This window comes from Paenibacillus sp. JL3B1040 (assembly GCF_057063165.1).
The window spans coordinates 2,217,282-2,236,645 of the sequence record NZ_CM169317.1; the positions used below are offsets into that span (position 1 = coordinate 2,217,282).

The 19,364-nt window shown below is 48.2% G+C and carries 16 protein-coding genes and 2 pseudogenes; 8 read left to right on the top strand and 10 right to left on the bottom strand.

Annotation, left to right across the window (positions count from 1 at the left end; translation table 11 throughout):
- Positions 1 to 56: 56 nt before the first annotated feature.
- Together ACZF99_RS09805 and ACZF99_RS09810 are read left to right on the top strand one after the other, a co-directional pair.
- On the top strand, positions 57 to 1,397 hold the full coding sequence (locus tag ACZF99_RS09805; protein WP_483611264.1) for an ABC transporter substrate-binding protein: 1,341 nt from the start codon (positions 57 to 59) through the stop codon (positions 1,395 to 1,397).
- A 25-nt stretch (positions 1,398 to 1,422) separates the two neighbouring features.
- A complete protein-coding gene (locus ACZF99_RS09810; protein WP_483611266.1) occupies positions 1,423 to 2,406 on the top strand; it encodes a mannonate dehydratase in 984 nt (327 codons plus the stop codon).
- Between the two features lie 86 nt (positions 2,407 to 2,492).
- On the opposite strand, the gene ACZF99_RS09815 is transcribed toward ACZF99_RS09810, so the two are convergent.
- From ACZF99_RS09815 to ACZF99_RS09825, 3 genes are read right to left on the bottom strand one after another with little or no spacing between them, the layout of a single operon-like run.
- Positions 2,493 to 3,881, bottom strand: a complete 1,389-nt coding sequence (locus ACZF99_RS09815; RefSeq protein WP_483611268.1) for a mandelate racemase/muconate lactonizing enzyme family protein — start codon at positions 3,879 to 3,881, stop codon at positions 2,493 to 2,495.
- A gap of 38 nt (positions 3,882 to 3,919) precedes the next feature.
- Positions 3,920 to 4,696: an SDR family NAD(P)-dependent oxidoreductase gene (locus ACZF99_RS09820; protein ID WP_483611270.1), complete on the bottom strand. Its 777-nt coding sequence runs from the start codon at positions 4,694 to 4,696 to the stop codon at positions 3,920 to 3,922.
- On the bottom strand, positions 4,693 to 5,490 hold the full coding sequence (locus ACZF99_RS09825) for an SDR family NAD(P)-dependent oxidoreductase (RefSeq protein ID WP_483611272.1): 798 nt from the start codon (positions 5,488 to 5,490) through the stop codon (positions 4,693 to 4,695). Before ACZF99_RS09825 ends, ACZF99_RS09820 begins: the two co-directional genes overlap by 4 nt.
- Positions 5,491 to 5,667: 177 nt before the next feature.
- Here ACZF99_RS09825 and ACZF99_RS09830 point away from each other — a divergent pair, with 177 nt between their 5' ends.
- Both ACZF99_RS09830 and ACZF99_RS09835 read left to right on the top strand, forming a co-directional pair.
- Positions 5,668 to 6,561, top strand: a complete 894-nt coding sequence (locus ACZF99_RS09830) for an RCC1 domain-containing protein (RefSeq protein ID WP_483611274.1) — start codon at positions 5,668 to 5,670, stop codon at positions 6,559 to 6,561.
- Positions 6,562 to 6,575: 14 nt separating this feature from the next.
- A pseudogene (locus ACZF99_RS09835) lies at positions 6,576 to 6,679 on the top strand (arsenate reductase); the annotation flags it as partial.
- A gap of 429 nt (positions 6,680 to 7,108) precedes the next feature.
- Here ACZF99_RS09835 and ACZF99_RS09840 read toward each other — a convergent pair.
- The 3 genes and pseudogenes from ACZF99_RS09840 to ACZF99_RS09850 form a co-directional block, all read right to left on the bottom strand.
- A complete protein-coding gene (locus ACZF99_RS09840) occupies positions 7,109 to 7,294 on the bottom strand; it encodes a hypothetical protein (RefSeq protein ID WP_483611276.1) in 186 nt (61 codons plus the stop codon).
- A 141-nt stretch (positions 7,295 to 7,435) separates the two neighbouring features.
- Entirely contained in the window at positions 7,436 to 8,146 is a 711-nt protein-coding gene (locus ACZF99_RS09845; RefSeq protein WP_483612637.1) for a nucleotide sugar dehydrogenase, read from the bottom strand.
- Positions 8,147 to 8,158: 12 nt separating this feature from the next.
- Positions 8,159 to 8,601 (bottom strand): annotated as a pseudogene (locus ACZF99_RS09850) (UDP-glucose 6-dehydrogenase family protein); the annotation flags it as partial.
- Positions 8,602 to 9,378: 777 nt separating this feature from the next.
- Here ACZF99_RS09850 and ACZF99_RS09855 point away from each other — a divergent pair.
- From ACZF99_RS09855 to ACZF99_RS09870, 4 genes are read left to right on the top strand one after another with little or no spacing between them, the layout of a single operon-like run.
- On the top strand, positions 9,379 to 10,272 hold the full coding sequence (locus tag ACZF99_RS09855) for a glycosyltransferase family 2 protein (RefSeq protein ID WP_483611278.1): 894 nt from the start codon (positions 9,379 to 9,381) through the stop codon (positions 10,270 to 10,272).
- A 14-nt stretch (positions 10,273 to 10,286) separates the two neighbouring features.
- On the top strand, positions 10,287 to 10,775 hold the full coding sequence (locus tag ACZF99_RS09860) for a radical SAM protein (protein ID WP_483611280.1): 489 nt from the start codon (positions 10,287 to 10,289) through the stop codon (positions 10,773 to 10,775).
- A 39-nt stretch (positions 10,776 to 10,814) separates the two neighbouring features.
- Entirely contained in the window at positions 10,815 to 12,380 is a 1,566-nt protein-coding gene (locus ACZF99_RS09865; RefSeq protein ID WP_483611282.1) for a B12-binding domain-containing radical SAM protein, read from the top strand.
- Positions 12,381 to 12,439: 59 nt separating this feature from the next.
- The gene (locus tag ACZF99_RS09870) at positions 12,440 to 13,396 is read left to right on the top strand and encodes a glycosyltransferase family 2 protein (protein ID WP_483611284.1); all 957 of its coding nucleotides are present in this window, start codon (positions 12,440 to 12,442) and stop codon (positions 13,394 to 13,396) included.
- 185 nt (positions 13,397 to 13,581) lie between these two features.
- Here ACZF99_RS09870 and ACZF99_RS09875 read toward each other — a convergent pair whose 3' ends face one another.
- From ACZF99_RS09875 to ACZF99_RS09890, 4 genes are all read right to left on the bottom strand, one after another.
- Positions 13,582 to 15,342, bottom strand: a complete 1,761-nt coding sequence (locus tag ACZF99_RS09875) for an ABC transporter ATP-binding protein (RefSeq protein ID WP_483611286.1) — start codon at positions 15,340 to 15,342, stop codon at positions 13,582 to 13,584.
- On the bottom strand, positions 15,342 to 17,093 hold the full coding sequence (locus tag ACZF99_RS09880; RefSeq protein WP_483611288.1) for an ABC transporter ATP-binding protein: 1,752 nt from the start codon (positions 17,091 to 17,093) through the stop codon (positions 15,342 to 15,344). Before ACZF99_RS09880 ends, ACZF99_RS09875 begins: the two co-directional genes overlap by 1 nt.
- A 181-nt stretch (positions 17,094 to 17,274) precedes the next feature.
- Positions 17,275 to 18,309, bottom strand: a complete 1,035-nt coding sequence (locus ACZF99_RS09885; protein WP_483611290.1) for a HAMP domain-containing sensor histidine kinase — start codon at positions 18,307 to 18,309, stop codon at positions 17,275 to 17,277.
- A gap of 17 nt (positions 18,310 to 18,326) precedes the next feature.
- A complete protein-coding gene (locus ACZF99_RS09890) occupies positions 18,327 to 19,001 on the bottom strand; it encodes a response regulator transcription factor (protein WP_483611292.1) in 675 nt (224 codons plus the stop codon).
- Between the last annotated feature and the right edge of the window lie 363 nt (positions 19,002 to 19,364).

A 19,364-nucleotide genomic window follows, 5' to 3' on the forward strand; every position in this document is an offset into this window, starting at 1 on the left:
CGCCGCGGACTGAATTCATTGGCTTGCACAAGAAAAACGGAAAGGGGAAATCGATGATGAGAAAAACGAGATGGATGAGCGCGTCCGCACTCCTGCTGGCCCTGCTTCTCGCGCTGACGGCTTGCGGCGGCGGAGGAGGCAACGCCGGGGGGAATTCCGGTGGTGATTCCGGAGGAAACGGCGGCGGGAACGGCGGAAACGGGGGGGCCGGCGGTGAGAAGACGCTCAGCATCATGTGGTGGGGGACGGACGCACGCCACGAAGCGACGCTGAAAGCCTTGGACCTTTACACGCAGCAAAACCCGGGCGTTAAATTCAAGCCCGAACATATGGCTTGGGACGCTTATTGGCAGAAGCTGCCGACGTTAGCGGCATCCAAAACGATGACGGACGTGCTGCAAATGGATGCCGCTTACTTGCAGGAATACGTCAGCCGGGGACAACTGGAGGAGCTGTCGGATCTCGATTTGACCGGGATCGTCGATTCCGGCGTGATCAAGAATCTCAAGATCGACGGCAAGCTGTACGGCATTCCGCTCAGCCAGAATGCGCAGGGGACAGCGTACAACAAGGTCGAGCTGAAGCAATACGGCATCCCGCTGCCGCACAAGGACTGGACGTACGACGAGTACTTCCAATGGGCGAGGGACGCCCGCGCCAAGCTGCCGGAGGGCAAGTACCCGATCGGCGACACGACAACGTGGGATTTCTTCAACTACTACCAAACGGCGCTGGGGAAGCCGCCGATCATGTCCGACGGGGGAAAGACATTTACGCTCGACAAGGACTTGTTTATGAAGTTCTATCAAACCTACGAACAGTTCCGCAAGGATAAAATCGTGCCGCCGGCGGAGCAGTCCGCCGCCTTCCTCGAGAACGATCCGCAGGCCGACCCGATGGCAAGCGGAGTGGTGATGACCAGAGGCGCAACGACCGGCTCGGTCAGCGCGCTCGAGCAGCTCATGCCGGGCAAGGTGGGCGTCGTCAATATGCCGACCGGACCCGCTGGCGGAGGCTGGGCGCAGTCGACGATTTTCCTCAGCGTCAGCACCAATTCGAAGAACAAGGAAGAAGCCAAGAAATTCGTCAAATGGTTTATTACCGATGAAGCGGCGGGCGATGCGCTTGGTTTGACCCGCGGCATTCCGATCAATCCGGAAATTTACAAGAAGCTTGAACCGAATCTGGAGGCGAAGGATAAGCTCGGGAAAGAAATTTACGATCTGTCCGTCGATAAGGCGCTGCCGTTCTATTCGCCGGCTCCCGGCTTTACGGAATGGGTCGATGCCTATAAGAAGGAGATGGACGCGGTGACGTTTGGCCAGCAGTCCATCGAGGAAGCTTTCAACAAGATCGACAAGCTTGGCAAGGAACTGGCCGCCAAGACAGGCAATTAAGCGATAGAAAGCGGGGTTGAACGAGATGCAGCTTGCGGAATTTCTTCCGTCGCAGCCAAGCCGGCTGTGGCATTTGGCGAAACAGATGAACGTCAATTACGCGGTCAGCGGGTTGCCGTGGGAAGAAAAAACGGAGAAGCCGTGGGATTTGATGCCGCTGATTCGGATGAAGCAGCGTTATGCCGACTTTGGTCTAACGTTGTCCGTCATCGAATCGATGCCGCCAAGCAACAAGATCAAGCTGGGTGCGCCCGGCCGCGACGAGGAAATCGAGATTTTCCAGCAATTCATCGTCAATATGGGGGCCGCCGGTATTCCCGTGCTCTGTTATAACTTCATGGCGCAATTCAACTGGTTCCGCACGTCGACGACGACCCGGACGAGGGGAGGAGCGCTCGTCTCCAGCTACGACCATAGCCTGATGGCGAATGCGCCGCTGACGGAAGCCGGCATCGTCACGGAGGAGCAGTTGTGGGAGAATCTCCATTATTTCCTGGAAAAAATCGTTCCCGTTGCGGAATCGGCCCGGGTGAAGCTGGCGCTTCATCCGGACGATCCGCCGATTACGCCGATCCGCGGGGTCTCCCGGATTTTGCGGAACGCGGCGGCGCTGCAGCGGGCGATCGATCTGGTGCCAAGCGCGTACAGCGGCATTACGTTGTGTCAGGGGACGCTGGCGACGGCCGGCGAGGATATCCCGGCGGTCATTCGGCATTTCGCCGGCCAGCGGAAGCTGTTCTTCGTCCACTTCCGCGATGTGAAGGGCACGCCGGACAAATTCGAGGAGGCGTTCCACGACGACGGCCAGACGGATATGCTCGAAGCGATGAGGACGTATTACGAGGTCGGCTTTGGCGGCCCGGCCAGGCCGGACCACGTGCCGACCATGGAAGGCGAAGACAACGTGAATCCGGGGTATGAGCTGCTCGGCCGCTTGTTTGGCGTAGGTTATATTACCGGCTTGATGGAGGCGGCGGCCAAGATGAGCCGCGATTCCGCCACCCGCTAAGAATGAACGAAAAGATCGTCTTGATCGGCTTTGGAGCCGCCAGGACGATCCTTTTTTGTATAAGAGAAAGCAGTGGAAGTGGAGCGTTAACTCCACTGCCGGTCGTTTGAATAATGATGATTCCACGGATCCGTTGATTCCCAGAGACCGCCGATTTCCGGGTGAAGATGCGCGGCCAGCACCTCGTCGTTCAGATCCTCGATGCCGAGCCCGGGGGCGTCCGTCAGCGTGATGAAGCCGTTCTGAACCAGTTGATCCGGGAGGTGGCCGCCGATGACGATGTCATCCCACCAATCCACTTCACAGGAATGGTATTCGAGCGCAAGGAAGTTCTCGGTCGCAGCGGCGACGTGAGCGGCGGCCAGGCAGGCGATGGGGCTTTCCGCCATATGGATCGCCATCGCAACGCCATAGTCTTGCGCCATGTCCCCGATTTTCTTCGTTTCGAGGATGCCTCCAGCGGTCAGCACGTCGGGATGGACGACGGATACGCCGCCGGCTTCGAGCAGAGGCTTGAAGTTCTCCTTCAAATAAATGTCTTCGCCCGTACAGATCGGGGTCGTTACGGCGCGGGACAGCCGGGCGTACTGGTCCGTATACTGCCATGGAATCATATCCTCCATCCAGGCGAGGTTGAACTTATCGATGCGTCGGCCCAGCTTGATGCAGTCCTCGAGTCCGATATGGCCGAAGTGGTCGATCGCGAGCGGCACTTGGCTGCCGATGACCGATCGGACGTCGGCGACGTATTGCTCCAGCATGTCGAGCCCTTTTTCCGTGATATGAATGCCGGTGAAAGGATGCGGGATGTTGTAGAAATCGTAGTGGCGGTTCTTGATCTCGCGAAGCTCCTGTTCGTTGGGATCTCCTGCGTTCCGGGCATACCGGCGCTTCGAGATCTCCCGCATCTCCTCCAGGAAGCCAAGCGGCGCGCTTAGCGTGCCCGGCTCATCGATAAGCTGGCCGATGCCAAGGTCCATCTTCAGAAAGGTGAAGCCGGCTTCCATCCGTTTCTTGAGCGCTTCGCCCATCGCCTTGCCGGTGTCTTTGCCGACCACATCCGTATCGCAATACATGCGGATCCGCTCGCGGAACTTGCCGCCCAGCATCTGGTAGATCGGCACGCCGTACGCTTTGCCGGCCAGATCCCACAGCGCCAGCTCGATTCCGCTGACACCGCCGCCTTGGCGGGCATGGCCTCCGAACTGCTTGATCCGGCGGAACAGCTTGTCGATGTTGCAGGGATTCTCCCCGAGAAGGCGGCTTTTCAGCATGAGAGCGTAAACCTTGTCCGCGCCGTCGCGGACTTCCCCGAAGCCGACCAGCCCTTGATTCGTGTATACCTTAATCAGGCTGCTGTGGAACGGCCCGCCGACGATATCGGTGAAGCGGATATCGGTAATGCGCAGCTCCGAAGGCCTGGAGGAGGTACGGACATGGGCCAGCGTTTGTTCGTAAGCTTCTTTGTTCACCATGAAATCACTCCTAAATCGGATGGTTTGCTGCAGCCGCGTTACAGCAGCATGCTCCCGCCGTCCAGTCGGATAGCGGAACCCGTCATATATTCGCTCTCACTCGAGGCGAGGAAGCAAGCGAGATGAGCGACATCGATCGGGAGCCCGACGCGGCCCATCGGAAATTTCTCCAGATGCTGAATACGCCGTGCTTCCCGTTGCTTCTCCGCCTCCGGATCGTCCGGCGAGCTGCGATTGGATTTGCCCACATCGACGGCTCCCGGCTCGATCATGTTAACGGTAATGCCGTACGGGGCCAGCTCGATGGCGCTTTCCCGCCCGAGCATGCGAATCGCCCCTTTGGTCATGGCATAAACCGGATCGAAATCGGTCGGCCGCTTGGCATGCACCGACGAGATGAGAATGATTCGTCCGGTTCGCTTCCGCTTCATGCCGGGAACAGCGGCTTGGATGCACTGCCAATACCCCTTCACGTTCGTGTCGAACATGCGGTCAAACGTCTTGCTGTCGTGCTTGAAGAGGTCGTAGTTTAGCTGTACGGCGGCGTTGTTGACCAGGATATCGATCTCGCCGGCGCGGCTTTCGATCTGCCGGACCATTTCGGCGACATCCTTCCGAATCGAGATATCCGCCCGGACGATGAAGCTGTCGCCGCCCGCTTCGTCAATCCGCCTTTTCGTCTCGTGAACGCCGGCCTCGCTCCGGTTATAGTGGAGAGCGGCGATGGCGCCTTTTTTGGCCATCTCGACGGCGATTCCCTGACCGATGCCGGTTCCGGCTCCCGTGACGAGGACGACCTTGCCCGCGATGCTCATGGCGAATCATCACTCCTTGGCCGTTTCATTTTGTGATCCATATAATGAAGCAGGAAGCCCCCGTCCAGCCGGAGATCCGCGCCGTTCACGCAACGCGCCTCGCTTGACGCCAGGAAGCGGGCGACATTCGCGATATCCTCCGCAGTACCCAGCCGAGCGCTCGGCACTTTGGTTTCGTAACTGCGATAAAGCGTCGTCCGCGTGCTGCGGAAGCGTTCGTCGTCGCCTTCGATCGGGCCGGCCTCAATCGTAGTGACGCGGATGCCGTGCCGCCCGAGCTCAAGAGCGGCTTCCTTGGCCAGCATCTTAACGGCGCCCTTGGAGGCGCTGTAGGCGAAGGAAAATCCGCTCGGCTTCTCGGCATGGATCGACGAGATGAAGATGATGCAGCCGGACTCTCGTGCCGCCATCGCTTTCCCGGCGGCTTGCGCACATAGAAAGGCCGATTTCGCGTTCGTATTCATCACCTCTCGGAACGACGCTTCGGAGCCGGCTTCAACGGAAAGGGGAATAAGATGGTCGTTATTATGGAGAAGGACGTTCAGTCCACCAAACTCCCGCTCCGCTTGCAGGACAAGCTCGTTTGCGTTTGCGCCTATGCTCAGGTCGACATTTCTCACGATCACTTTGGAGCCGGTTGCCTTGGCCCGTTCGATCTCGGAGGAGATCGCAATGCCATCGGACGGACTGTTCAGCAGGAAATGGGCGCCATCCTCGGCAAAGCGGCGGATCATGGCTTTGCCCGCCGGATTGTCGGCGTCCGTAATCAAGATGTTTTGAGCTGGTTGATTCATACCTCACCTCCGGAGTAGGCCGTCAAGTTATGACGGCCAGCACTGTCACATTATCATCATAAGTTCGGCCGCCCCCGGGTTCGAGACGTTAAACTTATGATTTTGTTTGATTTTTTTCGATAGCTTTTCGTATGATGATGAGGTCAATATGGAACATCCATGGCAGGGAGGGAAGACATGGAACCTATTTCACAGAAGAAGCCGTTTGAGGTAAAAAGCTGGCCTAAAGCGGTCATCGCGGCAGGTCCGCGGCATTCCGTCGGGCTTCAATCGGACGGCACGGTGATGGCTGTCGGTGATTCTAAAAGTGGTCAATGTGAAGTCAGCGGCTGGCGCGAAATCGTGGCGCTGGCGGCCGGGAATGTACATATGGCGAGCAACACGGGGAATTCGCATACCGTGGGTCTTCAAGCGGATGGTACGGTGGTTGCGGCGGGTTGGAACGGACATCGCCAATGTGAAGTCGGCGAATGGAGGGAGATCGTGGCGATCACGGCGGGATGGCGCCGGACCCTCGGGCTTAGATCCGATGGTACGGTGCTGGCCGTGGGGCGGAATGCGGAAGGCCAATGCGAGGTCAGCGACTGGCAGGGGATCGTGGCGGTAGCGGCAGGCGATTGGCATACCGCCGGGTTGCGGTCGGACGGTACTGTGATCATGGCGGGGAATAATCGCTATGGTCAATGTGATGTAAGCGGCTGGCAAGAAATCGCGAAAGTGGCGGCGGGTTATCTTCATACCGTCGGTCTTCGATCGGACGGCACTGTGGTGGCTGCGGGATTGAACAAGCACCACCAATGCGAGGTTGAGACCTGGTGCGATATTGTGGCGATTGCGGCAGGAAGCTATCATACCGTCGGTCTAAAGTCAGACGGTACGGTGCTGGCGGCCGGCTGGAATCATCACGGCCAATGCGAGCTGGACCGTTGGCGCGATATTGCGGCGGTAGCCGCGGGCAGCGCTCATACGCTTGGCCTAAAGTCGGACGGCACGATGGTGGCGGCCGGCGCGAATGATTTCGGTCAATGCGAGGTCAGTGGCTGGCGCGGCATCCGGCTTCCCGGCAATTAAGAAGAGAGGCGTTCCCTGCTAAAGCGCAAGGTACGGATGAAGAGAAGTGGGCTGTATTCCAAAGAGTACGCGATGAAATTGGCGCTCGTATCAAGCAATTGCCGAAACGGGCGAGTAAAGAACAAAAATAGTGGATTGTATTCTTATTGCTCAATTATCGATTTTAGCAATTTTTTTGGCAGTAACTTGTGCTGGAAATGTATCATCACTTACTTCAAAGTACACTTCAATCGCATCATCTACTGTGTGTACAATCCCTTTCAAAACTTCATCGGTGATCAATAACAAAAAAACAAAAATAAGAGTCTATTTAAAAAAAGTGCTAGTTTTTTGAAACATGGACTTTCTCCTTTAAATGGTTACGACATTAGTTTAAAATTGGTTGCACAGGTAAAGCATTATTATTTGTACCTTGACTAAAGGAGTTGCCGGTACTTCCGCAGTGGGCGGCAGTAACAATGTACCCTGAAGTACTTCCTGATGGTTTAGCCAAAAAACCTATGCTACAGTAACCACCAGTGCTTTTGTTAATAATTTGAGTCCCTGCTTAAAGGGGATTATAAGTTGAGTTCCTATCAAGGTCATCCGAAACGATAGCAGATTCACTTATTGACAACATGTCTGCATTAAAAGCATCTTCTAGTATTCTCCTTTTTGTTTCATCAAAATCTTTCACGCCCACTTGTATTTTTTGTTCTGTTAAATCTACTAACGTATCAATTTTGCGGGACATCAACTGTCCCTCACCATAATAGTGGGGGCTCCTTACTGTAGACCTATTCCTATCGAGGCATCCACAATCTCAATGGTGAGCTAGCGTCAGTTTAAGTACAAAAAAAACGATGCCTGTTAGCATCGGAAAGCATTTAGAAATTTAGTCTCTACTAAAGATGTCTCTTGTATATACTTTTTCCTCAACATCCCAAATATCCTCAGTTAAGCGATTGGCAACTATTACATCAGATAGCTTTTTAAATTCATTCAAATCCTTGATTACTCTGGAATTATAATACATATCATCTTGAAGTGTAGGTTCGTATATTACAACCTCAATACCTTTAGTTATTATGCGCCTCATAACGCCTTGAATAGCGGAGTCCCGAAAGTTATCCGAGTCTTTTTTCATCGTCAACCGATGTATTCCCACAACGTTAGGATTTCGTTTTTGTATCATCTGTACAATATGATCTTTTCTAGTTTTGTTAGCTTCTACTATGGCGTTCAGAATATTATTGGGTACGTCAGCATAATTGGCCAACAATTGCTTCGTGTCCTTCGGCAGGCAATATCCACCATAACCAAAAGAGGGGTTATTATAGTGGGCTCCAATGCGAGGGTCCAGGCTAACACCTTCGATGATTTGTTTTGTGTTTAACCCTTTAACTTCGGCATAAGAATCCAATTCATTGAAAAACGCCACCCTCATGGCAAGATAAGTATTGGCAAATAATTTGATAGCTTCAGCTTCTGTTGCGTTTGTAAACAATACATCAACATTCTCCTTCTTTGCTCCCTCAACAAGCAAATCGGCAAAAATCCTTGCCCTTTCCGTTTGTTCGCCTACAACAATTCGCGAAGGATACAAGTTATCATAGAGCGCTTTTCCTTCTCTTAGAAATTCCGGTGAAAATATGATGTTTTCAGTATTAAATTCTCTTTTACTTTTTCAGTATATCCTACCGGAACGGTTGATTTAATAACCATAACTGCTTCAGGATTAATTGACAATACATTTGTAATTGCATCCTCAACAATTTCGGTGTTAAAATAATTTTTTTTCGGGTCATAATTGGTCGGAGTTGAGATAATTATATATTCGGCATCTTTATATGCCTTATATTTATCAGTTGTGGCAATTAATTTTAACTCTTTGGTTGCCAAGTATTCCTCAATCTCTTCATCTTTGATCGGAGATTTCCTATTATTGATCATGTCGACTCTTTCTTGAATGATGTCTAGCGCAATAATCTCATTATTCTGCGCCAGCAATACAGCATTGGACAAGCCGACATAGCCTATTCCAGCAACTGTAATCCTCATTTAATCAAATCCTTCCGCCAATATGAGTGTAACAATAACATATAATGTTATTATATCGGTCTCGGTCAGAAACTTGATTTAGAATAGTCTCGATTTATGGCAGTTGTCTTCTTCTCAATCGTCTGGAACAGATGCTGTAGAAATTCGTTCCTCAAATCATTCCTCTTCAAAACAAATTCTAATGTTGCTTGAAGAAAACCTTGCTTATCCCCGATAAAATAGCTTCTTTCATCAAATATGCTCCAATTGCCAGGTTCGGTTTGTTTAAGTAAATCAAAGATTCCAGGGATAATAGGCTATCCGCTAAAGGATGGCCTTTGAGTGGTTTATTGACGAAAGAAAGAGTAACTTCTTAACTGCAGTATAACAGTATTTAGTTGACAAACGAAACAGTTTGTTCAGCAATTGGTAAAAAATTGAAAGTTGTAATAAATTATAAGAGGGAATTCTGAATCAAAATGGAATATTCGTAATAGTGGAATATTGCCCCAATGAAAAAATGTAAAAATAGAAGATATCTTGAGGAAATAGGAAATGTGATTGTTCGACCGATAAACATGTTTACAGTTATCAATTATGTATGGATACTTCGTTTTCAGTTAATCGTAAACGCTGTCTTTTTTTAACTGGATAGAATGAAAGGAGTGATTAACATGTGATTAATAGGATCAGCTAATTGAAGTTTGAGTAGTTAGTTCCGCTGATCTCGTTATAATTAGGAGGCTGTTACTAGCGCATACCTACGATCTTAATAATGTTGTTTTAGGAGGTTATTCTTTGGAAAACAAAGACAAAATTACGATGATAGTGCCGGTTTTTAATGGAGAAGCACATATTGAAACTTGCATTAAAAGTTTGATTAATCAGTCATACAATAATTTAGAAATAATAATCGTGGATGATGGTTCTACGGATCGTACTCAAAAATATGTTGAATCTTATATGGCAGAGGATCATAGGATTTTATTATTTGAGCAGAAAAATCAAGGCGTAAGTAGTGCCAGAAATACTGGCCTTAATCATTGTACGGGGGAATTTGTTTGTTTTGTTGATTGTGATGACACCATTGATGTGAATTTTTGCAAAACTATGATTGATTATATGAATGATCATGTCGATGTAGTAGTTTGTGGTGTGAAAGTTTCGTACAACGGGGAGATTACGGAAGATCTTCCCCTTTTTAGTACCGTAACGGGAGAGGCTGCCTGTTTGAATATTCTTGAACAAAAAAATGTTTCAGGTTTTATTTGGAATAAACTGTTTAAAACATCTGTGTTTCATTCAAACAATATATCTTTTCCTGAAGGATTGATATATGAAGATCTGTTAGTTTGCTATGAATATTTTCAATGTGCAAATTCTGTACAGTATATTGATAAGTTATTATATCACTATAAAAGAAGAGCGGGTTCGTTATGTACAAATTATGATAATCCGAGAAGAATGAGTGATCTAATTGAGATTATTAAGATAATGGAAGAGAAGACGCCAAAAACTCAAGCCAATCTTAAATCATTTCTGTATTTTCTTCACAATTCACTTTTAAGACTTAATAACTATTATATAAGATCAGATTATGCTGGTAATGATATTTTATTTAAAGAATGCGCGAAATTTATAATTGAACGTATTCAGATATTAAATGGTGAGATTGAGAATATAAAGGTATAAGGAGAAATAATGAAATGGATGCAAAACTTAATTTTGTTGTAAAGCTTACTACCAGTTGTCCAGCAAACTGCAAATGTTGTACGAATCGGCAGAGAGAGTTTATAAACAAAAATGAAAAAAATAGAATATTTAACCTGCCAATATTTGAGAAAATATGTATAAAAATAAAAGAAATAGGCGGAACGTATGTTTGTTTAAGTGGAGGAGAACCAACAATAGTAGCCAATATCGATGAATATATGGAAATAGCTCAAAAAAATGATTTAGCTGTTAGGATGAACACAACGGGTTGGGGGATAACAGAAGAAAAATTGAGAAAATGGCTTTCTTTAGGTTTGGAGCAAATCGTACTATCTGTTTATAGTTTGGATAAAGACATAATTAAAAGCATTAGAGGAAACGGAGTGCTATTAAAAAAATTATTAAGCGCAACGGATATCAAAAAATTGAAAATGGAAAACTATTCCTTTGTATTCATCGTGCAGACTGAAAAAATAGATTAGTTATTGATCAACTGTGTAGTCTACATTGGGGGTGTTTCCATGCAAAAACCATTAGTTATATTAGTGACTACTGCAACATCAAGTAATAAAACTGCAGAAGAAAATTTAGGATTAGCTTATCTAGCCGCCACATGCAGAGAAAATAAAATGGAAGTTGTTATTGTTGATGGTTGGCTAGAAGAATTAACATCTGATGAGATTATTGACAGGATATTGTCCGAGAGGAAACCTCTATTGGTTGGTTTTTCATGTAATTTACTCACTGGAGATGCTGCAATAAGCATTGTGAATCAATTGAAAATGAAAAAATACCCCGCACCATTTATTGCGGGCGGATTTGCGCCAACCCTTAATCCACGAAAGTTTTTGGATTCCGGATTTGATTTTGTGGCTTTGGCGGAGGGAGAGGAGACGATCAAAGGTTTTAGTGATTATTTGCTTTACGGCAAACCTGCTGTTGCCGAAATAAGCGGATTATGTTACTACGATGAGCTGCATAACCTATGCTTCAAAAAGCCAACCTGTAGAACGGAACTGGATGAATTGCCGTTTCCCTCTAGAGATACAATGGACTATGTGATTAAACACAAGATTCCGGTCAGTATTTCTACAACAAGAGGTTGTAAGGCAAGTTGTTTATTTTGCAGCATTGCCGCTTATTGGAGAACGGCGGATGGTCCTAGGTGGCGTGGGAGAAGTGTTAACAATATAGTCGATGAATTAGAGCAGCTATATCATAAAGGGGTTCGCTATTTTAAGTTTGTTGATGATTCTTTTATTGAACCACCAAGAGGAGCGGAATGGTGTAATCGTTTTGCTGATGAAATTCATAAAAGAGGGCTGGATATCAGATTTAGAATAACGATGAGGGCCGATAGAGTTAGTGAAGAGAGCATAGCGGCTTTGTGTCGTGCGGGTTGCGATTCCATAGTATGCGGGGTAGAGAATTTCAATGATGAAGCTTTAAGACGTATGGGCAAAAAAGCGGATTCCAGGCAAAATACAGAAGCATTGGACATCTTAAAAAAGCACAATATTTATGTGCTGCATGGTTTTATTTTATTTGATTATGCAACAACCCTCGTTGAGCTCAGGGAAAATTATGAAGTGCTGAAGGAGTACTCTTGGGCGATATGTAAAGGAATCTTTTCCGAGATGTATGCTGCCACGGGTACACGTTACACAGAATTGTTAAGAAAAAAGGGTTTGATTTACAGTGATGAACGTTACGAGAACTATTCCTATGAAATTAAGGATGTTAAAGCTCAAATGGTGTATAGAGCATTAAAGGACTGGCATATAAGTCATAATAAAATTTACGATATGATGGTAGAGCCGATTAATAAACCGAGAGTTTTAAGTGATAGTGGTTTGGCTGCTTTTTATAGCCTATACATAGATGTCAGAAAACGAGATTTAGATTTTATGGGAAAAGTTTTAGATCTGGTTGAGAATAATGCAGAACAAGAACGTTTGGATGATTTTGTAAGAAAAACAATTAATGATAGTATGCATTGGTTTGAAGATTACGGAAACAAAGTTGAGCTATTGTATAATTCAGAGCAGATCGTTTATTTAGCCGAAGAAGACCCGTTCACCTATTAGCTTCTTGTAGTCCATTTCGGTCATTCTCCCTGCACCCACAATATGGAGCGATAGAAAGGATGTTAGGTTTGAAGGATGTTACCGTAGTTATACCCACTTATAATAAGGCTGAATATTTAGATTTAACTTTGGCCGGTTTTTGTATTCAAATTTATAAAGATTTCGAAATCGTGATTGTTGATGACGGCAGCTCTGACAACACCAGAGAGGTAGTATTTAAATATTCCGATAAGATAAAAATCAACTATATATATCAAGAAAATGCGGGAAGATGTGTTGCTAAAAATGCCGCTTTAAATTATTTAAATACGGAATATGTGATTTTTTCTGACGATGATCGAATCCCCGACAAAAATTTTGTATACAAGCATATCGAGTATTTAAAAGAGAATCCAAACACCGTTACCATCGGCAGTAAGTATGACGTTCTTTCATTTTGGGATGATCGGACCAGATTGTATAAATCACAAATAAACTATTTATATCGTAGAAATATTGATCATTTTGAATCTTTATTAGATAGCACCAGACTTATTTCATCAGAAATGCTCATATCATCTTTTGACAAAACGATTGATGCTTTTAGCCTTGGCGAAAGAACGGATAATTGTAGTGACGTCAGGAATAAGTATACTGATAAACTAATAGATTTTTATTTTGGATGGGCAATAACAACAACGGGTAATATGGCTCTTAAGTTTCCCACAAAAAAAGTTTTTTTCGATGAATGCCTAAAGGGATGGGGCGCAGAGGATAATGAATATGCGTATCAGCTAGCTAAACTAGGCTATACATTTGTGTTTATACCGGAGGCAGTAAATTATCATCAATTACATCAACGGGGTAACAATGAAATGGAACAATTGAAGAATAATATTAAGTACTTAATATCAAAATACCCCACTTTAGAGATGGAACTCTTTAATGAGGTTTTTAGTAAACCTAGAGGATTTGTTAGCTTTGTTGATATTAACGAAAAATATAGAGACATCAAGAACAAAGATATCACAAGGTAATGCCTTAAGACAAAACCTCAAGTAAACGAAGGATAATCTGTAAGAATCCCTTGACCTACTATGATAAGATAGTAGCCGGTCTGCCAACCGCATAATCAAATCAAGGAGGGCAAGGGAATGGATAAAAGCAGTCTAGCACATCAGGCTGTCTTTTTATGCTGTCCGATTTAATGACATCCTGCCTTTTAAGAAGCTTGCTCGAATTGGCTGTTGTACAGCTCGGCGTAGAAGCCGTTTTTGGCCAGCAGCTCGCTGTGGCTTCCGCTCTCCAGGATGTCGCCGTCCTTCAGCACCAGAATGACATCGGCATTCTTGATGGTGGAGAGCCGGTGGGCGATGACGAAGGAAGTTCGGCCTTCCATCAGCCGGTCCATCGCCTGCTGGATCAGCAGCTCCGTCCGGGTGTCGACCGAACTGGTCGCCTCGTCGAGAATCAGCATCGGCGCCTTCTTCAGCATGGCGCGGGCGATGGTCAACTGTTGCTTTTGGCCGGCGGACAGATTGACTTTGTCGTTCAATACCGTATCATAGCCGGCGCTCAAGGTCTGGATGAAATGGTGCAGTCCGACCGATTTGCAGGCGTTCTGAATCTCTTCATCGGTGATGCCGGTTTGGTTGTACACCAGATTCTCCCGGATCGTTCCTTCAAATAGCCAGGTATCCTGCAGCACCATACAGAACTGGTCATGGAGGTTCTCCCGGGTCAGGCTGCTGATCGGAGTGTCGTCGATGTAAATCTCTCCGCCGGTCAGTTCATTGAAGCGGATGAGCAGATTAACCAGCGTCGTTTTGCCGGCGCCGGTGGGACCGACGATGGCGATCTTTTGCCCGGGCTGGACCTCGGCGGAGAAGTCCTTAATGACCGGACGGTCCGTACCCTCGTAAGCGAATTTCACGTGGTCGAATTTCACTTTGCCCGTTGCCGTTTCCAGCCGTGCCGTCTTTTGGCTTTCATCGTCCATTTCTTCGGCTTCCAGAAATTCAAAGACGCGCTTGCCGGCGGCCGAAGCCGATTGCAGGCTTTGGGCAGCCTGGGCGATCTGCGAGAGCGGCTGGGTAAAGAAGCGGACATACATCATAAAGGCGACGATGACCCCGAAGGAAATATCTCCGTTCGTCGCCAGGACCGCACCCACCACACAGACGGCCACGAAGCCCAGATTTCCGATAAACATCATAATCGGCATCATCATGCCGGAGAGAAACTGCGCTTTAAATACGCTGTTTTTCAGATTGCGGTTCAAGTCTTCAAAAGCGCCGCGCATCTGCGCTTCGGCATTATAGGCTTTTATGACGGTATGTCCGGTATAGACTTCCTCTACGTGGCCGTTGATTTTGCCCAGATACTCCTGCTGACTCTGAAAATACTTCTGGGATTTCTTCATAATGACCGTCATCAGGCCAAAGCCGATGATCGTGGCGACAATCGCGGTAATCGTCATGATCCAATTCGTTTTGAGCATCATGACGATGGATCCGACGAACAGCGAGAGGGCGCTGACCAGCGTGCCGACGCTTTGATTCAAGGCTTGCCCGATCGTATCGACATCATTGGTTACCCGGGAGAGAATGTCGCCGGTCGTTGCTTTATTGTAGTAAGAGATCGGCAGTCTGTTCATTTTGTGCGACAGATCGCCTCTTAAGCGTTTGGAGACCTTTTGCGTCACCGACGACATGATAAGTCCCTGCAACAGAGACAGCAACGCGCTAATGCCGTAGATGACGACCAGAAAAAATCCGATGGAAGCGATGGCATCCATATCGATTCCGGTAGCGAGGCCTTGGGTAATCTGGTCGGTCATCTTCGAGAGCTGATCCGGCCCGAGCAAGGTCAACACGGTTCCGATCGCCGCACTGAGCACCGCTACCAGCACAACCGGAATAAACTTGCGGCAATAGCGGAGAAGCTTGCTCCAGATGCCGGGTTGTTTGTTGTTTGCAGTCATTAGGCCAATTCCTCCTTGGATAGCTGCGAATAAGCAATCTCCTGATAAACGCTGCAGGTATCCATTAATTCCTCATGTGTGCCCATGCCGGCGATGCGTCCGTCTTCCAGCACAATGATTTTGTCCGCATCTTTAATCGTGCCGATCCGCTGGGCGACAATCAGCATGGTGGTCCCGCGGGCATCCTTTTTCAGCTCGCTGCGCAGTTTGCGGTCCGTCTTGTAATCCAGCGCGGAGAACGAATCGTCGAAGATCAGAATTTCCGGACGTCGAGCGATTGCCCGGGCAATGGACAGCCGTTGCTTTTGTCCGCCGGACAGATTGGTGCCGCCCTGAGCGATGTGCGCATCATAGCTGCCTTCCATTTGCTCGACGAAATCCGAAGCCTGAGACGTATACACCGCGTCCACCACTTCAGCGGAAGTATCGCCGCCGTTATCGCCAAAGGCGATATTGGAAGTCACCGTTCCGCCGAACAACACCGCCTTTTGCGAGACATAACCCATCTTGTTGCGGAGCGCGCGCTGTTCATATTGATTGACATTGACCCCGTCGACGAGCACCTCGCCTGCAGTAGCATCATAGAAGCGGGGGATCAAATTAACGACGGTGCTTTTGCCGCAGCCGGTCGATCCGATGAAGGCGACGGTTTCGCCTTTTTTAGCCGTAAAGCTGATGTCTTTAATCACATAATCATCCGCATCGGGATATTTAAAGCTGACATTTCTGAATTCAACCTCACCGACAAGCGAGGAAGAAGGAGCGGTCAGCAATCCGTTCGTCAGGCTCGGCTTGGTATCCAGCACTTCGTTGATCCGTTTGGCCGAGACATGGGCGCGGGGCATCAGAATGAAGATCATGATGAGCATCATAAAGGCCATAACCACCTGAATGGCATAGGAAGAGAAGACGATCATATCCGAGAATAGTCCCATTTTGGCGCTCATATCGGCGGATTGAATCAGGGAAGCGCCCACCCAATAAATCGCGAGGCTAAGACCGCTCATAATCAGGGAGATGCTTGGCATAAGCACGGCCAGTACGTTGTTTGCGAACAGGTTCGTGCGGGTAAGCACATGGTTGGCTTCATTGAACTTGTCTTCCTGATAGCTTTCGGCATTATATGCGCGGATGACTCGCAGGCCAGTCAAATTCTCCCTGGACACCCGGTTCAAGTTATCCGTCAGTTGCTGCAGCTTCTGGAACTTCGGCAGCACGAGCACGACACAGATCCCAACGATCAGGATTAGCATACCGACGGCAATGCTGGTCGTCAGCGACCACTCCCAACTCTTTCCGGTAATCTTGAGCAGCGCCCACACCGCAAGGATCGGAGCCTTCACCAGCAGCTGCAATCCGATGACAATCAGCATTTGCACCTGGGTAATGTCGTTGGTCGAACGCGTAATCAGGCTGGCTGTCGAGAAGTTGTTGATTTCCTCCATGGAGAAGGACTGTACTTTATCGAACAGCTTGGAGCGGAGCCGGGAAGAGAAGTTGGCGGCGATTCTTGCGGCGAAGCCAGCTACAACGATTGAGGTTGCCAGACTGCCCAGCGCACAGAGAAGCATCCAGCCGCCGGTAGCCACAATTTCGCTCATTTCGCTTCCAGGTGTTTGGACCAGCCGGGTAATTTCGCTCATATAATCGGGAAGCTCCAGATCCAGCCATACCTGGGCAACGATGAACAGGATGCTGACGCCGAAGAGAGACCATTCTCTCGGGTTTAGGTATTTGAGTATTTTGACCATATGTCTGACTCCTTTGAATGATGATGTAAGTAGGGTACCGGAAGAACATAAACTGAAAGTTAACTTTTCTGAAAAAAAGAAAAAGCTTTGAAAAAACCTCGAGGTTCTTTCAAAGCTTTGTTTAATTTGTTACCTCCGGATTCACTTCGTGATCAAAAGCGGACTTGTTGAACAACCTCTTTTATGCTTCGGACGGAAGGGTGACGGTAAATGCGGTTCCCCGGGACGGCTCGCTTTCGCAGGCAATCGTTCCGCCGTGCAGGTTCACGATTCGCTGCACAATGGTTAGGCCGAGACCGTTGCCCGCCGTTGAATGGGATGTGTCCGCTTGATAAAATTTATCGAAGATTCTGGGGACGACCTCCGGATCGATCCCGCTTCCGGTGTTGCGGATCACCATTTCCAGTGATTTGGCGTTACGCTTCATCCCGATTGTAATCGTTCCATGCTCAGGCGTGAACTTGATCGCATTATCCAGCAGATTGAGCCAGACCTGATTGAGCAGTTCTTTATTGCCGGACAGGGAATAATCATGAAGGTCGAGATCGAGGGATAGTTGTTTTTTTTCTATTTTGGCGGCTAACAGCAATATGCACTGGCGGATCTGCTCTCCGACGTTTACCATTTGCTTGTCCGTCAGAATCGTCTGGGTTTCAATCTTTGACAGCTCCAGTACATTTGAGGCCAGCGAGGCGAGTCTGGAGGATTCCTCAATAACGATATCGAGATATTCATCCCGTTCTTCTTTAGAGAGATCATCGTTTTTCAGCATTTCGGCAAAACCTTTGATCGAGACAATGGGTGTCTTGAACTCATGGGAGAAATTATTCACGAAGTCGGTGCGCAAAATCTCGATGCTGCCGAGCTCCTCCGCCATTTGGTTAAAGTTTTCCGATAGAATTCGGTATTCGGGAGGATTCTTCATATACAAGCGCGTGGAAAAGTCGCCGGATGCGAGCCGTTTGATCGCTTCGATGAATTCGCGGATGGATTTGACCATTCTGCGGCTGGCAAAACTGGATATCGCGGTCCCGATAATAATGCAGGATATTAAAATAATGATGGGCAGTGCGGTTCCGCTTTGGGTGATACTTTCATGTAACAGTCCGAAAAAGTTCGCCAAAAAGAACAGGATGCCGGTAATCACGACGGTAATCAGGAAAATAATGAAGACCATGAGTGAAAATACGAACGACAGGGTGATTTTTTCTTTCATCCATCCCCCCAGCCTGGTCATTGATTCCGCACCGCCTTATAACCGAGGCCGCGGACGGAGACCAGTTCGAACTCGGGATACCCTTCAAACCGTTTCCGCAGGCGATTAATATGCACATTAACCGTGGTGTCCGTGCTTTCGCTTTGCATCCCCCAGATCTCGTCCATTAACTGGATGCGGGTGAAGATGCGGTCCGGATAGGACAGCAACTTGTACAGCAGGTAGAACTCTTTTTGCGGAAGGGTCTGCTTCTCTTCGCCTCGCGTTATTGTCAAGGCATCGTAATCCAGTATCACCTTGCCGACAACCAGCTTGCGGGCACTGGCAATCTGGGAACGGCGGAGCAGAGCCCCGATCCGGAGCAGCATTTCCTCGGTATCAATCGGCTTGGTCATATAATCGTCGGTCCCGAGGCGGAAGCCCTTCTTCTTATCCTCCGGGAGATGCTTGGCCGTAGCCATCAGAATCGGAATCAGGCTGCCGGCGTCCCGCAGCTCCTTGGCGAACTCGTACCCGTCCATGTTCGGCATCATAATATCAAGAACGATGAGGTCGATATGCTGCTGTTCGAGCACGCCCATGGCCTGCACACCGTCTTCAGCGGTAGTCACCAGGTATCCTTCGCGTTTCAGTACGGCTTCAAGCAGTCTTCTGGCATGCCGGTCATCTTCCACAACTAGTATATGGATCATCGGGTTCACTCCAATAGTTTGGTCATTAACCTTATCATAACCACCATGAAGAAGAATAGGCAAGAAAGGTACTAGAACATCCAGGGCGGCAGGTCAACACTCGTTATCTGGACGCTTTGCACGATTATCCCGTTTGATCAGGGGTGGCAGAGAAAGAGACAAGCTCAGGAGAAGAGAATTTTGTGAAGAAGCAGATAGGTTCGAGATAAATATACAGTTTTAGGGGAAGGAGGAGAATTCAGATAAAATAGAGTAGTTTTGGAGGGCGGATAGTTTAAGAGAATTGGAGTAGTTTAGGAGAAGGAAGCAGGTTAAGGATAAGTGAAGCAGACCGGACGGGGGATGAAGAACAAGATGCGAGGG